The sequence below is a fragment of the Chryseobacterium sp. UNC8MFCol genome, from assembly GCF_000482305.1.
Classification (GTDB): domain Bacteria; phylum Bacteroidota; class Bacteroidia; order Flavobacteriales; family Weeksellaceae; genus Chryseobacterium; species Chryseobacterium indologenes.
Genome location: NZ_KI535292.1, coordinates 51087 through 65976 on the forward strand (window position 1 = coordinate 51087; position 14890 = coordinate 65976).

Here is a 14890-nt window from a genome sequence, read left to right on the forward strand (position 1 = left end):
TTTCTCTGCTTTTCTTTTTGTCTGCAAATTTAATTGCTGCTATTCTTTGATGATTTTTACCGTCTTCTCTTCATTTCTGGTTTTAATTTTCACCATATAAGTACCAGGAAGTATTTCCGAAAAATTAACTTTTAAATGGAAATTATTCACATCAATATAATCTCTAATCTTTTTACCGCTCATTTCAAATACTTCGACTTTTTCAATGGTTGAATCTAAAGAAATGGTAAGTACATCTCTTACAGGATTGGGATAAAAGCTTATTGCATTCTCTTTCTTAGGCAAATCTGCTGTACCAAGTACAGAGTCTGCACAGTAGCCGGAAACGATTGCCAGAGGATAATGCTTACCGCTTGAGAAGTTACTTCCAAACTCTCCGCAACACTGATCTCCTGTTACCCACATGGTATTATCATTTTTTTCAGCGTAGGTCGCAGCATATCCCGGATAAATATTTTTCCAGTCAGAATCCAGACCAATCCTCACCGGAGTTTTATAACTGGGAGTTCCGTGATACCCACCTAATTGTGACAATCCGTTTGAACCCCATCCCCATAAGGTGTTGTCATATTTCAAAGCTACCACCTGATAGGAGCCCGCTTTTACAGATTTCCAATTATTGTCGGTTCCTACCTGAATAGGGGCATATATCTGAGCGCCCCATCCGCCATTTCCTATTTGTCCGCCATAATTATCACCCCATGCCCAAATGGTGTTATCGTTTTTTATACCATAAGAACTTATATATCCTACCGATATGTCTCTCCAGTTGGTGTCTGTACCAATCTGCTTTGGAATTTTCACAAACGTGTTCCCAGTACCTACCTGCCCTGCTGAATTGGATCCCCAACCCCAGATACTTCCATTGTTTTTAAGTGCAATTACATGACTTCCGCCTCCTGAAAGTTTTTTCCAATCTGTATCTGTACCTAATCTGTTAGGAACTTTTCTGTCTGCACCATCACCTAATCCCAAAGTATAATTGGCATTATTTCCCCAGGCCCAAAGCTCACCGTTTTCATTAATAGCAAAAGAAGAGTATTCACTGGCCATTACAAAAATCCAGTTAGTGCCTGTTCCAATTTGTACAGGAGCAAGCTTCTTTGTATTTGTTCCGTCACCAACCTGTCCGTAATTATTTAATCCCCACGCCCAGAGTGTACCGTCAGATTTAATGGCTAATGTATGATATCTTCCCAGAGAGAAACTCTTCCAGGTATCTGAAGAAATCTGTTTCGGGAAATAAGATGAATTTGGTGTATTATTTCCCAGTCCTCCATCACTGTTTTCTCCCCATGTCCAAAGTGTACCATCAGATTTTATGCCTGCTGTGTATCTACCTATTTTTGAAGGACTAAATTCTTTAAAGCATTGTGATGAATATAACTGCCCAAGAATGGCAGTTAAGGTTATTAGTGTTTTTTTCAAAATATATTTTTTTGCAAAGATAAATGTTAAAAATTGAAAATCTTCAAACATTTAAAATATGTATGTACGAAAAGGCTTTTTGAGCTATTTTTAAGATAACAATAATCCGTCTCAAATAAAAATTGAGACGGATTATTTGTTAAAACAAGTTCGTCATGATTTATTCGTTTTTCTTTCTCCCTGAATTGACCAGACTCTGATGCAGCAAATATTCAATCTGCCCGTTCACACTCCTGAATTCATCGTTAGCCCATTTTTCAAGGAGTTTGTAAGTAGACTCATCTATTCTGATCACAAAAGATTTTTTGCCTTTGTTTTCCGAACTATTCTGAGCTTTTTCTGATTTCATTTTGTTATTTTTTGGATTTTTCCGGGCTTATTTTATCATACCCTGAAAACTATTTCTTTTAATTGTACAAAGTACCTGCATTTAATATAGGAGTGGCTGCTTTTTCACCACAAAGAACAACCATTAAATTGCTTACCATCGCGGCTTTTCTTTCGTCATCAAGCTCTACGATATTATCTTCTGACAATTTTTTCAAAGCCAGATCCACCATTCCCACAGCACCTTCCACAATCTTTGTTCTGGCTGCTACAATGGCCGTTGCCTGCTGTCTTTGAAGCATAGCCCCGGCAATTTCAGAGGCATAAGCCAAGTGTGAAATTCTTGCTTCCTGAATAACAATTCCTGCTTTTGAAAGACGGTCTGTAAGCTCCTGTTCCAAAATAGAATTGATCTTATCTCCGCCTTCTCTCAAAGTAATGGGAGCATGATCATCTTCTAAATTGTCATACGGAAAACTCATGGCCAGGTGTCTTACTGCCGCTTCACTTTGCATTTTTACAAAATCCGAATAGCGCTCAACATCAAAGGCTGCTTTGTAGGTATCACCCACTTTCCAAACAATGACTACCGCAATCTCAATAGGGTTTCCCATTTTATCATTCACCTTCAATGTTTGTCCCTGCAGGTTTTCTGAACGTAACGAAATCTTCTGTGAAGAATATAAAGGATTGATAAAAAACAGCCCGTTTTCCTTTACCGAACCTACATATTTTCCAAAGAAGTTTAATACTCTTGAATGGTTAGGCTGAATGATCATCAGACCTTTTAAGAAAAAGCATGATAATAAGAAACACAACATTGCTATAACAACGTAAGCAATACTCTGATCTACTCCGGAAATAAAAAAGTAAACCGAAGCTGCAAATAAAGCCAGGCAGATTACTAAGGTAAGATAGCCTGACATGGGTTTTAATGTTTTTTCCATGATTAAATTTGATATTATTTTGATATCATAAAGATAGCAGTAATTTTGGAATTCTGAATGATAATTTTGGATTTTTTGATGAAAAACAGAATTAAGGCTAAAAGATATAAACGCAATGTTCGCAAAGAATTTATAAATTACAGTTAAAAAGATGACTGAGGCGTTTCACTCAGCTAAGAACCCCATACTTTGCTGAACGCAGTGCCATTGCGAACGGAAAATGAAAAGCTAGTATAATCAACCTTGCGAGCATAGTGTTAAAACTCATTCTAATTTTAGTGAATTCTCACTATTCTCAATATGAAAAAAAATATCTTTTCATTTCAATAGACACAAAAAAATCCCGGAATTGATTTCCGGGATTTTGAGTGATATGTTTAAAAGATTATTATTTCTTTGTTAAAGCTTTAAACTTGAAATAAGAAACTGCTGATAAGGCAATCATTGTTGCGATTCCGATGTATACCCAAGCCGGTACCGGAACGGGATCTCCTGCTGCGTATGAGTGAAGTCCGCTCAGATAATAGTTTACTCCGAAATATGTCATTACCATAGAGCAGAAAGCAAACATCGTCGCTACATGGAACGCCCATCTGCTTCTCAATCCCGGCACTAATCTCATGTGCAGTACAAAAGCATACACCATAATCGAGATGAAAGCCCATGTTTCTTTCGGGTCCCAGCTCCAGTATCTCCCCCATGATTCATTGGCCCAGATCCCTCCTAAGAAGTTTCCAACGGTAAGAGCAAAAAGACCAATGGTGAGTGACATTTCGGAAACAATAACCAATTCTTTCAATGTGGTATCATGATGAATTTTATAGGTTTCTTTGTTTGAAATGATATAGAATACCAAAGAGATTACTGCTATGATCATCGACAGGGCAAAGAAACCGTAACTTGAAGTGATAATGGCTACGTGAACAATTAACCAGTAAGATTTCAATACCGGCACCAGTGGTGTAATCTGCGGATCAAGCGCTGAGCCTCCGTGTGCAAATCCCATCATAATGACCGCTACCATAAATCCTGCTGCAGGAATCAATGCATTGGCGTTTCTGTAAAGAATTAATCCGGCTGTGATCCCTACCCAGGAAATAAAGATAATTGCTTCATATCCGTTACTCCAAGGTGCATGACCTGAAATATACCATCTTGCCACAAGACCAAGGAAGTGGAATACATATCCTACTATTCCTATGACAATGATCACCTTAATAGATTTATTTAAAATCTTGCTGGATTTGAATAATTCCACAAAACCTAAGATTAAAAGAAGTCCACCGATGATGGTATAGAAAATCAATAATTTGAAGTTGATATTCACTTTATTCATGAATACTTCAAGATCAACTTTAGATTTTGCAGGAACAACTGCTTTCCCCCACTTTTGCTGATAATCTGAAAGCTTTACCAATTCTGCATCAGCTTTGCTCCAGTTTCCGGTTTTTTGCGCTGTCAGTGCTTCTGCAAAATACGGTCCCATTACCTGTTGGGATTCCATATCCGGTTCAAATTTCTGATCCAGCCATGAATGCCAGGTATGATTCGCATCATTCTTCACAGGAACGATTCTCATGAATTGTCCGCTGAAAAACTCGTTAAAGATCTGTACTCTTTCGTTTACGGCAATAACTTCTTTATCATAATTGGTCTGCTCGGACGGTTTTTTACGGAACGCCGTATTGTAGTCGTGTTCCAAAATATAAGTGAGGTTACCGTTTGCATCTGCAGGGAAAAGGTTCATCAATGAAGTATATCCTTCCTCATCTGCTTTTGTTTTATTTTTCAGCTCATCTCCACCTTTCGTTCCTACTTTGATGATAGGAACCATCGTCCAGCTCGGAGTATCGGTATTGATAGAAAGGAACCACTGATTAGCGGTAAGAGACTTCCCGTCTGTTCCTTTAAACTCGTCTTTTTTGTATAATTTTCTTAAAATATCTAATGCTTCCGTGTTGATCGGAACGATTCTTCCTTCAAAATTCTGAACCAGAAGATATCCGAATTTATCCGCGTGATCTTTGCTGATTTTGTTTCTTGCAATTATTTCATCAGGAGAAATCGTTCTCATTTTACCCATTGGGGTCGCTAATGAATTCTGCTTTGGAGATGCCCCGTCCAGCGGCTGAGCATGCATATGATCTTCACCTTCTACGTGTACATGTTCCCTGCTTCCGTCGGTTGTTCCGTGGGTTTCGATTTTTTGTGCATTCAGTCCTAAACTCAGAAACATTAATAATACGATTGCTGCCTTCTTTTTATTAGCATCAACCAGCATTTTGTTCAGTTTCCAGAAGTGAGTTCCTTTCCAGAAGAAGATCACAAACATTCCTAAAAATAACAGTGCATATCCGATGTAAGAGATCAGTGTTCCCCAGTAATCGTGGTTTACAGAAAGTACGGTTCCCATTCTGTCCGGATCAAAACTGGACTGGAAGAAACGGTATCCTTTGTGATTAAGAACATGATTCATATAGATTTTATAAGGAGTTTCTTTTCCTTCGTCAATAATTTTAACGTGACTTTCGTAAGCACTCGGTGATGAACTTCCCGGATAAGTTTCCATAACGAAGTCATCCAATTTCAGGGCAAAAGGAGTATTGTATACTTTAGGCCCGAAACCTACCATAATGTTTAAGCCATCCATGGTAACTTGCTTATAGGCATTTGGGTTTCCTCTCTCTACAGAAAGGTCAACCAATTGTTTTGTTTTTGGGCCTTGCAGCTCAATCTGAAGCATATCCGGAACATTTACATCCTTCTTTCTGTCTCCTTCAATCGCCATCAGCCTTCCTTTTTTAAGACCTTCCGGAACTACAAGTTTCAGTTCATTGATGGTATATAAGCTTCTCAATGCCAGAGGCTGAAATTCATTTTTCACCGTATTTCCCGTAGCCTGAGTTGCCATCGTCATATAACTTGCATCAACAGGAGTTTTGATGAATAATTTCCCACCTTCGTTTTTGAATTCCACAGCGCCTTCAATAGCTCTGTTGAAGGTCACTAATGTTCCGTTGATCGATTTTGTCTCTCCCGGTTTGATGTAGATATTCTGTCTACCTGTACTTCCCGTAGAAACAAGGTGAAGATATTCTGCGCCGTTTGGTTCAGCTACTAAACTGTCTTTTTTTCTTTGGATGTATTCCTTAGCGACCACTTTTACTTCTTTTCCATGAAAATCGTATGTGGCCTGGAAATCTTTGTGTAACGGAGACATCAGATATGGTACATCTTTATAATTCAAAACATCCCCTTTTTCTTCGATCTGGATTTTAAAAAAGTTTTTATCCGTTACGATTTCGTTGGAGGTTTCTCCTTCTCTGATGTGCATTTGTCCTTCAAAACTGATGTATCTGGTAATGGCACCTCCGATAAAAATGAATACAAAGGCAAGGTGAAAAACCAGAACCGGCCATTTCTCTCTTTTCCACAGTCTGTATCTTCCGATATTTCCTATGAAATTAAGGATTAGCAGGACCATGATCAGTTCGAACCATTTGGCCTCATAGATTAATGCTTTTGCTGTAGGAGTTCCGTAGTCGTTTTCTAAGAACGTTGCATAAGCCATCGCAAATGCGTACACCAGCAACAATACAGCCATTGTTCTGGTTGAGATAAGAATATCTTGGAGCTTCTTCATGATTTAATTGTACTTGACATGCAAAAATAAGGATGATAAAGGATAAAGAGCTTAAAAAAAGCTGTTTTTTGTCATTTTGGAGCCGGTTTGGCTTATTTTGAACGGTTCTTAATAACATGAAAAACATTAAGGAAAATTCAATTTCAATATCCGAAAGAATACGGATTCATTGTGACTATATCAGCAATTGAATTATTCTATACCACAGATTTAACCTAATGGCAAACAACTCATAACAAATAAGTTAAAAAAACACATCAATACATATTGTAAACAAGATGAAAATTTAAAAAATAATTTGATCACAATTACCATTTTTTTGGGATTAAAAAGTATATCACTTTTGTCTTATTCGACCTTATTCCAAATAAACGAATTGGCATTTACGATTTAATCATTTCAATAAAAATTTCAGGCACAGTGATAACCCCTTATTGTTTAAAGAAGTTTTTTCCTTATTTTGCTCAAAAACTCATGGGTAATTCCCAGATAAGAAGCAACCTGCTGCTGAGTCAGCCTTTGCTCAAGTCCCGGATATTTTTCTAAAAACTCCACGTATCTTTTATCGGCCGTTTTACCTGTTAATGAAAGAATCCTTCTCTGTAACGCGACAGACGATTGCTGATTCATTATCCTGAAAAGTTTTTCTGTCTGCGGCATGGTTTCGTATAAAATAGCCTTATCTTTTTTTGAAATCATCAAGGCCTCACTATCTTCAACGGCTTCAATATTCAATATAGTCGGCACATGATTGATGAGACTGTCAAGATCCGTAATCCACCAGCCTTGTACTGCAAAATATAACGTCTGTTCAAAGCCGTTTTCATTCAGATAATAAATTTTAAAGCAGCCATTCAAAACAAAGCCTTCAAAATAACAGTACTCACCTTCTTTCAGGACAATCTCTTTCTTTTTATAATGTTTGAGTTGAAAAGGTTCCGCAAATTGGCTGAACTCTTCTTGGGAAAGGTCAATATACCTACTGATATTTTGATAAAGCAAATCGGACATATATTTTTTAAAATAAAATAAAGATACCATTATTCATGATACCTTTATCTATGAAACGAGATTTAAGATTACTTACCTGTCAAAAAATCTTCTGTATTAACAATTTCAGCATACAGATTCCCCAAAGCTGATATTCCTGCTAAAAATGATCTTTGTACATCATCTGCCGGCACAATTTCACCACCTAACTCCCGGTCTCTTGTTGCGGTAGCATCTCCGATAACGGCAGTACTAAAACCAAAGTCAAAAGCAGCCCTTGTCGTAGATTCTACACAGACATCCGTCATCATACCGGTAATTACCAGCTTTTGAATGTTTTTTGAATGAAGATATTGCAGCAGGTCGGTTTCCCTGAAGCTGTTCGGAAAATGTTTTGTAATAATTTTCTCATCTCTCTGTGGCGAAACAAGAATATTGATTTCTGCCCCTGAGGTTTCGGGAAGGAAGAAAGTGGCTCCTTCATTGGTTGAAACATGCATAATATGAATAACAGGAAGATTGTTTTTTCTAAAAAATCCAAGGATCTGTTTTGCATTCCTGCCAGCCTGTTCTGCTCCTTTCAGTTCCATCTTTCCTCCGGGAAAGTAATCATTTTGAATGTCGATAATTAATAATGCGGTGTTTTCCATTTTTCTTTTTTGTTGTCCTTTAATTGGTAGTATTGAAATTACAATCAGGCTAAAAGCCAGCATACCTCTGAATAATTTTTTCATTGACCATATTTTATGGTTCAAAATTATAAACACTTAACTTGCCGGCCTTTGAACTAGTTCAAAAAACGTTTTTCAGCAAAAAAAAGCTGCCTTAAAATTGAGACAGCCTTGTAATTAAATTATGTATAAGTATAAGTGATCTATTTCCAGTAGCTCCACTTCAGCCCATCGAATACTGCCATCGTTTTACTGACGGTATCATAACATATCATCCCGGGATAAGGGTTTTTGACATTGAGATGAGGAGTTGCCACTTTAGGCAGAATAAGCGCTTTATTTGATGATTCCATAACCAGTACTCCCGGTGCTGTGGTGGTGTCGGAGCCCACGATAATCCTGTTTTGTCCTGCTATCTCATTATTAGTATTAAAAACTGCACCGGCAACCGAACCGGCATCACTCAAAGGGACCCAGGCAGCTTCCACGTTCATTTTCAATGTCTGATCATTCTTATCCATTAAAAGTGTACCTCCGACTGCATTGGCAGGAAGGGTTTCAACAATTGGCAGTAAAATACCTTTTGTCGTATTAGGAGCAAAATCCAAAAGGCCATCGCCGTCTACCTGGTTTTTTTCGATAGCAATTTGTGCTGATAACGCTCCCATATGAAACAATGTTATTATGACAATTATTTTTTTCATTTTTTGTTTTTTAGTCGTTACAAGATCTTGTGATGCAATTCCAAGCTGTGCCATTGTATAATTTAAAACATTTATCGAATGTATCGTAAATCAGCATTCCCTCAACCGGTAAAGCTATGTTTGCCGATGTTGTTCTCGTAATGACCATTCCTTTATCTTTTGATTCCAAAGCCATAAATCCGTTCGGAACAGCTCCCGGCCAGCCGTTTTGTATATTGGTATAGCCCGAAATCCCTATTTTAGTATAAGCATCCGGAGTGCCGGCCGCAGGATCTTTTGTACAATAGGTCTGCAGATTGATCCCGAAGGTAAAATACTTATTACTTGGAAATGAATATCTGAACACGGCCTTTCCTCCTGTGAAACCGGTTGCAGGAACAAGCTGCACATTTTGTGAAAATGCCGCATCATCAGCAATTACCATATAGGCTTTATCGGTGGCAACAATACCTGTATATCCGGAAAGATCAGCCTGAAGCCACGTAGCGGCTGTATTATTTTTTCTTTGCGCCAACCAGGACCTTTGAATGATTTTTCCCGGGGCAGTTCCGTAATTCAGAAGTGAAAGAGTTTGGTTATTATTATCGCCCATCATCAAGAACGTATTATCCCGAAGAAAGGTAACTCTACCCGGATCTATATTGGACGAAACAAAATCATTACTTGTGGATATGGTAAGAATAATATTATTTTCGGAATTGATACTGCTTGAAACGACCTGATCCAAAATAGTAGCATCGTCTTTTGCCATTCCAAATACATTATTATTAAAACCTGTATTTAAAGAAGAGTCCCAGGTGACAGACTGATTGGAAGCAATATAATTTTGAGGTTGCTGTAAAGTCACCCCATATTTTACCGCAAGATAAGAACGGACTCTTTGTTTTTCTATGGCGGGCAGCTCTCTTTCATATCCGATTGCTTCTCCGATATCTGCGTTAGGGAAATAGCTTGGCTGACTTCCTAAAATAGCACCACTTGCCGTTCTGCTGTTTGTGGCAGCAACTACGGCACTCACATTTTGGTTTTGTCCATCTAAACCGTAAGTTATAGAACCTCCGATGGTGTAAGAATAATCCGGCAGTTGGGTTTTATCCTTTATCCTGTTCATGGTAGAGACTCCATATGGATAAACCTGCATGCTTCCGTTATTTCCGTTATTTGTATATGAAGGCCAGTTAGCCTCGGTAAGCGTGGCCGTTGTGGTAGTTCCTCCAAAACCGAAATACTCATTATAAGTACTTGGCCCGAAACTTCTCGGATTAATCATCATAAAGAAAGAAGAGTCCATGCCATTGGCGGTATATGGCTGACCATTGGGAATAGACATAAATTTTGCTCCCGCAGCCGTAGCATCTCCAAAATCAACCGACGGATTATAGTTATGTTTTATATCTGCCGGCACCAGGCTTGGTTGTCTTGTTGCGTTGGTCTGTGTATAATCATTTCCGGCAATAGACTGGTCTTCCCAAATAGACGGGGAAAAATTCTTATCAGCTCTTAGCCACATTCGTAGTCCGCTATCTACACCTCCGGGACCAATCACAAAGGTTGCAAAAGTAAAATAATCACCACCGGAATCAGAAAAATCTATGTTGGCAGGTGTCTGCACATAGCTTTCCCCATTCACTGTCGTCACAGACATAGGAACCCATGTATCTGATCCGTCAAAAACCGTATCAGTAGACCTTACCATATAAATTGTATTTACGGGAACAGCCGGTAGCGCTACCGTCACAGGTTGTGTAAATCCTGAAGTACGCTGAGCTTTCCATACTGCAGCCATGCGGTAATTAGCCCTGCTTCCGTTAGGAGGAACAACCGGAGCATTATAACTTCTTCTCAATCCGTTATCTCCCCAGCTCAAAAATTGCATATCTGCCAAATTGCTGGTGTTGTCTGCATTGGAAGCTACAAAATTTCCTGCCGAAATCACAACTTGGGATACGTCTTCATTGACCGAATTAGACTGCTTCTGATTCAGAGCAGATCCGTTATCTCTACCAATTCCTGCAATATTTTTATTATACGTAGAAGCATTAGTGCTCGTGTGATTCCACATTGCGGTCGTTGCATCAGATGCGATATAACTTTGTGGAGTACTTTGATCTAAAGTTATTCCATATTTATAGGCCAGGTAAGAATTTACTCTTTGTCTTTCCGCCGGTGTCTGGGTTCCGGAATACAAAATAAATTCCCCTATTCTGTCTCCTGCTAACGAAGTGCTTCCATTACCTCCGTCATTGTCCATGAGGAGAACAAGACCAGGATAATTACTTGTAGAGGAAACATTATTCGAAGGCTGTCCGTACGTTAAACCATTATTATCAAAAAAATAGTTCATGTTTGCACCCGATAAACTATTATAATAAGATTGTATACTCGGCATATTAGTTCCTACCGTATTAATGGTATTGGTTCCAAAAAAAACATCCCCCGATTCTTTTTCATTGTAAAATTCAGGTCGGTTGTTTTGAGTTCCGAAAAACGGAGACTGCCATACACCCGCGATGGTACCCGGATTGGAATTTCTTGTTGTCCCATTCATGACAAATACAGATCTGTACGAGGCCGATGTCGTTCTTGAAAGATGGGTATACGAGGTAAGTGCATTCGTTGTATTATCCGGAAATCCTAAAGGGAATTTATATCCTGATCGATATCCGTCTGTACTGACAATCTGAATTGCCGGATTAAAATTAAAACTGGGGATCGACGTGGCCGAACGGTAAACGGGTCTTGCCCCAATACCCGGATCGCCATAGTATCCTGGCATCCCCTGATTGGCTATCCCGTTAACTCCACCGACTTTTTGGTTTTCCCAGATGGAAACTTGTGTATTATCTGTTGTTGTGCCCGTTCCTGCGTCCGCTTTTACCCAAATCTGGAGATTACCGGAGACACCACCCGGAGATTGTGCCCATAGCGTACAGCTACCTAACGAGAACACAAAGAATAACTGCTTTTTCATTCATGTATCTTTTAAGGTTTGTATTTAATTAAAAAAATTAGTAAATCTTTAAAAATGTACTAATTCATTGGGAATAGGTGGAATATGGAAAATAATAAAAAAATAAAGCCATTAATCAGGGCAGTTGTAGGACAGCTGGCATTGTGACTTATAATTTCTGGTGAAATACAGAAACAATGCTAAAGAATAAACTTTATCTTTTTGATATTTACCGCAAATGTATAATATATTTTTTTAATGAAATTACAATAATTTATATAAATTTATTAATATATTTCATTAAATTTATGAAAAAACTCTACATGCAACAAGAAAAAACAGTGAAGTGTTTTAAAATATTAACTTTTTTACCATAAATTATTATTTTTTATAAATATCATAAGCTTTAAATAGAATTTTATTCCCCTCACTCAGCCCCTGTAACGCGAAAAAGGATACCCATTCATACAATTTAACAGGTTCGGATTTGGAAAAACAAAAAAAATTACCTTATTTTATTCAAATTAACACTTGAAAATATTCTTTTCATCAAACTTAAACAACCGCAGTAAAAAGGGGAATTGCAAAATGTTTTTTGAAGAAAAAAAGATTCTTTTAGTATTGAAAAAACATTAAATTTGCGACATTGATATTATGGACAAAAAGACACAAAAAAAACAGACTGAAACGCCGGAATCAGGCAAAATTTTATCTAAGCCCCGTATATTTTTCGGGCTAAGTTTTATACTTTTCTCAATCGTCCTGGCCCTATCATTCATTTCTTATCTGATGAATTGGAAGGCAGACCAAAGCCAGGCTGGTACCATGCTTGATAAAACGATAAAATCTTCCAACATTTTTGGTAAAGCCGGAGACTGGTTCGGGAATATTTTCATTTTTGAAAGTATAGGGATCGCCTCCTTTATTATTGCCTTTTTATTCCTTGTAGTAGGAACATTAATCCTTAAAAAGAAAATATTCAAGCCTTGGAAAACCATTGGGCATTCTTTGTTTTTTATCTGCTGGCTTCCTATTTTTATGGGAGCATTGACCAAAGGACAGGGCGTGTTAGGAGGAGTATACGGATATCAGATCATGGATTACCTCAATTCTATCATAGGAAGTGTAGGTTTATGGACTGTATTGGTCTCAAGTATTTTGCTGTATTTCATTCTGGAATTTAATCTGCGTCCAAGTTCTGTAAAAGCAAAACTGAGTAAAATTAACGAGAATACGATCGGAAAAGTAAAATCTATGATGCCGGATTCTTCAGAAGATTTTGAGGCAGATGAAGAATTGAAAGAGGAAGCTCAAGAAGAACTTTCCCATATTACTGTAAGCGAAGTTGCACAGGATATTCCAAATAATAAAATGAAAGAGCAGGAACCGGTAAGTGTTCCGAAGGGATTCCCTGAGGTTCCGGTTTCTACGAATATAGAAACAATCAGCACTCCTAACCATACTTCTTTTGAAGATGAACCTAAGGACATTCCTCAGCCCGTGAGTCTGAATCTTTCGACAAAACCTGTTGTTCCGGTTTCAAGTCCTGAAGATGCTTTTGACATCAGGCCTTCAGCTCCATCTCCTTCGATTGCAGGAACCATCCCGGGCCAGGAAAACATTAAGTTCAATGTAGAAGTTGCTCCGGTGATTGATGTTTTGGATGATTCTGACAAAAAATCTCAGGAATTGGTAGAAAAGCATGGCCTTTATGATCACAAACTGGACCTTGTCAATTTCCAGATGCCTCCTGTGGACCTGCTGAAAGATTATGGAAATGAAGAAATTTCTATCAATAAAGAAGAACTTGAAGAAAACAAAAATAAAATCGTAGGACTCCTTAAAAACTTCAACGTTGGTATAGCAGAAATTAAAGCGACGATCGGGCCCACAGTAACATTATATGAAATTGTTCCTGAAGCCGGAATCAGAGTAGCAGCAATTAAAAAGTTACAGGATGATATTGCGTTGAATCTTTCTGCCTTAGGTATCAGGATTATTGCACCTATGCCGGGTAAAGGAACAATCGGTATTGAAGTTCCCAGAAAAAACCCTACCATGGTTTCTATGCGTTCTGTAATTGCTTCTCACAAATTCCAGAATACGGACATGGATCTTCCGGTAGTTTTCGGGAAAACGATTTCTAATGAAATTTTCATGGCGGATCTTTCAAAAATGCCTCACCTTCTTATGGCAGGGGCAACAGGACAAGGTAAGTCGGTAGGTATTAATGCCATTCTTACCTCTCTTCTTTATAAAAAACATCCCAGTGAACTGAAGTTCGTAATGGTTGACCCTAAAAAGGTGGAACTTTCATTATATTCAAAAATTGAAAGACATTATCTGGCCAAGCTTCCTGACGCGGAAGAAGCTATCATCACAGATACCAACAAGGTGATCAATACCCTGAACTCTTTGTGTATTGAGATGGATACCAGATATGATCTTCTTAAAAATGCCTTCTGTAAAAACTTAAAAGAATACAACAAAAAATTTGCAGAAAGAAAATTAAACCCGGAAAACGGCCATCGTTTCTTACCATACATCGTTTTGGTAGTGGATGAGTTTGCCGATCTGATCATGACCGCTGGAAAAGAGGTTGAACTGCCAATCGCCAGATTAGCTCAGCTTGCAAGAGCCGTAGGTATCCACCTTATCGTAGCTACACAGAGACCTTCGGTAAATGTAATTACAGGTATGATCAAAGCCAATTTCCCTGCAAGGGCGGCCTTCAGAGTAATATCCAGTGTAGATTCAAGAACGATTCTGGATTCTCCGGGAGCGGATCAGCTGATTGGTAAAGGAGATATGCTATATTTTAATGGTAATGAAATCTTGAGACTTCAGTGTGCTTTCGTAGACACACCGGAAGTTGAGAGACTTGCAGAATTCATCGGAGAGCAAAAAGGATATTCATCTGCATTTATACTTCCTGAATATGTATCTGAAGATTCAAACAGCAGTTCGGTAGGAGCTTTTGACCCGAACGAAAAAGATGCATTGTTTGAAGAAGCGGCAAGAATTATTGTTTCTACGCAACAAGGTTCTACTTCTATGCTTCAGAGACAGCTGAAACTGGGATACAACAGGGCCGGAAGAATTATGGACCAGCTTGAAGCAAGCGGCATTGTCGGAGGTTTTAACGGTGCTAAAGCAAGAGAGGTACTGATCAGTGACCTTCATTCTCTGGAACAGTTTCTTGAAGATTTGAGAAATTAATCAGTCTTGAT

9 protein-coding genes are annotated in these 14890 nt (G+C 38.3%); 1 reads left to right on the forward strand and 8 read right to left on the reverse strand.

Annotation, left to right across the window (positions count from 1 at the left end; genetic code table 11):
• Positions 1-39 precede the first annotated feature (39 nt).
• The 8 genes from M030_RS25120 to M030_RS0120600 all read right to left on the reverse strand — a co-directional run bounded on the left by M030_RS25120 (position 40) and on the right by M030_RS0120600 (position 11681).
• Positions 40-1428 (reverse strand): T9SS type A sorting domain-containing protein, encoded by a 1389-nt coding sequence (locus M030_RS25120; RefSeq protein WP_052003837.1) that lies wholly within the window; start codon positions 1426-1428, stop codon positions 40-42.
• Positions 1429-1588: 160 nt separating this feature from the next.
• Entirely contained in the window at positions 1589-1777 is a 189-nt protein-coding gene (locus tag M030_RS24670) for a hypothetical protein (protein ID WP_034722922.1), read from the reverse strand.
• Positions 1778-1835: 58 nt separating this feature from the next.
• A complete protein-coding gene (locus M030_RS0120575; RefSeq protein WP_027375120.1) occupies positions 1836-2702 on the reverse strand; it encodes an SPFH domain-containing protein in 867 nt (288 codons plus the stop codon).
• A 388-nt stretch (positions 2703-3090) separates the two neighbouring features.
• Positions 3091-6345 (reverse strand): cytochrome c biogenesis protein CcsA, encoded by a 3255-nt coding sequence (gene ccsA / locus M030_RS0120580; protein WP_027375121.1) that lies wholly within the window; start codon positions 6343-6345, stop codon positions 3091-3093.
• A 438-nt stretch (positions 6346-6783) separates the two neighbouring features.
• Complete coding sequence (locus M030_RS0120585; RefSeq protein ID WP_027375122.1) at positions 6784-7356, reverse strand: Crp/Fnr family transcriptional regulator; 573 nt, start codon at positions 7354-7356, stop codon at positions 6784-6786.
• Between the two features lie 68 nt (positions 7357-7424).
• On the reverse strand, positions 7425-8069 hold the full coding sequence (locus M030_RS0120590) for a cysteine hydrolase family protein (protein ID WP_081735634.1): 645 nt from the start codon (positions 8067-8069) through the stop codon (positions 7425-7427).
• A 140-nt stretch (positions 8070-8209) separates the two neighbouring features.
• Positions 8210-8710 carry a hypothetical protein gene (locus M030_RS0120595; protein WP_027375124.1) on the reverse strand — a complete coding sequence of 167 codons (501 nt, stop codon included), beginning with the start codon at positions 8708-8710 and terminating at the stop codon, positions 8210-8212.
• A 10-nt stretch (positions 8711-8720) separates the two neighbouring features.
• A complete protein-coding gene (locus tag M030_RS0120600) occupies positions 8721-11681 on the reverse strand; it encodes a hypothetical protein (RefSeq protein WP_027375125.1) in 2961 nt (986 codons plus the stop codon).
• 633 nt (positions 11682-12314) lie between these two features.
• On the opposite strand from M030_RS0120600, the gene M030_RS0120605 reads away from it, so the two are divergent.
• On the forward strand, positions 12315-14879 hold the full coding sequence (locus tag M030_RS0120605) for an FtsK/SpoIIIE family DNA translocase (RefSeq protein ID WP_027375126.1): 2565 nt from the start codon (positions 12315-12317) through the stop codon (positions 14877-14879).
• The last annotated feature ends 11 nt before the right edge of the window (positions 14880-14890 follow it).

Coding starts and splice junctions, on each gene's coding strand:
- M030_RS0120600 (WP_027375125.1), bottom strand. CDS start 11,681: ATGAAAAAGCAGTTATTCTTTGTGTTCTCGTTAGGTAGCTGTACGCTA.
- M030_RS0120575 (WP_027375120.1), bottom strand. CDS start 2,702: ATGGAAAAAACATTAAAACCCATGTCAGGCTATCTTACCTTAGTAATC.
- ccsA (WP_027375121.1), bottom strand. CDS start 6,345: ATGAAGAAGCTCCAAGATATTCTTATCTCAACCAGAACAATGGCTGTA.
- M030_RS0120590 (WP_081735634.1), bottom strand. CDS start 8,069: ATGAAAAAATTATTCAGAGGTATGCTGGCTTTTAGCCTGATTGTAATT.
- M030_RS0120605 (WP_027375126.1), top strand. CDS start 12,315: ATGGACAAAAAGACACAAAAAAAACAGACTGAAACGCCGGAATCAGGC.
- M030_RS0120595 (WP_027375124.1), bottom strand. CDS start 8,710: ATGAAAAAAATAATTGTCATAATAACATTGTTTCATATGGGAGCGTTA.
- M030_RS0120585 (WP_027375122.1), bottom strand. CDS start 7,356: ATGTCCGATTTGCTTTATCAAAATATCAGTAGGTATATTGACCTTTCC.
- M030_RS24670 (WP_034722922.1), bottom strand. CDS start 1,777: ATGAAATCAGAAAAAGCTCAGAATAGTTCGGAAAACAAAGGCAAAAAA.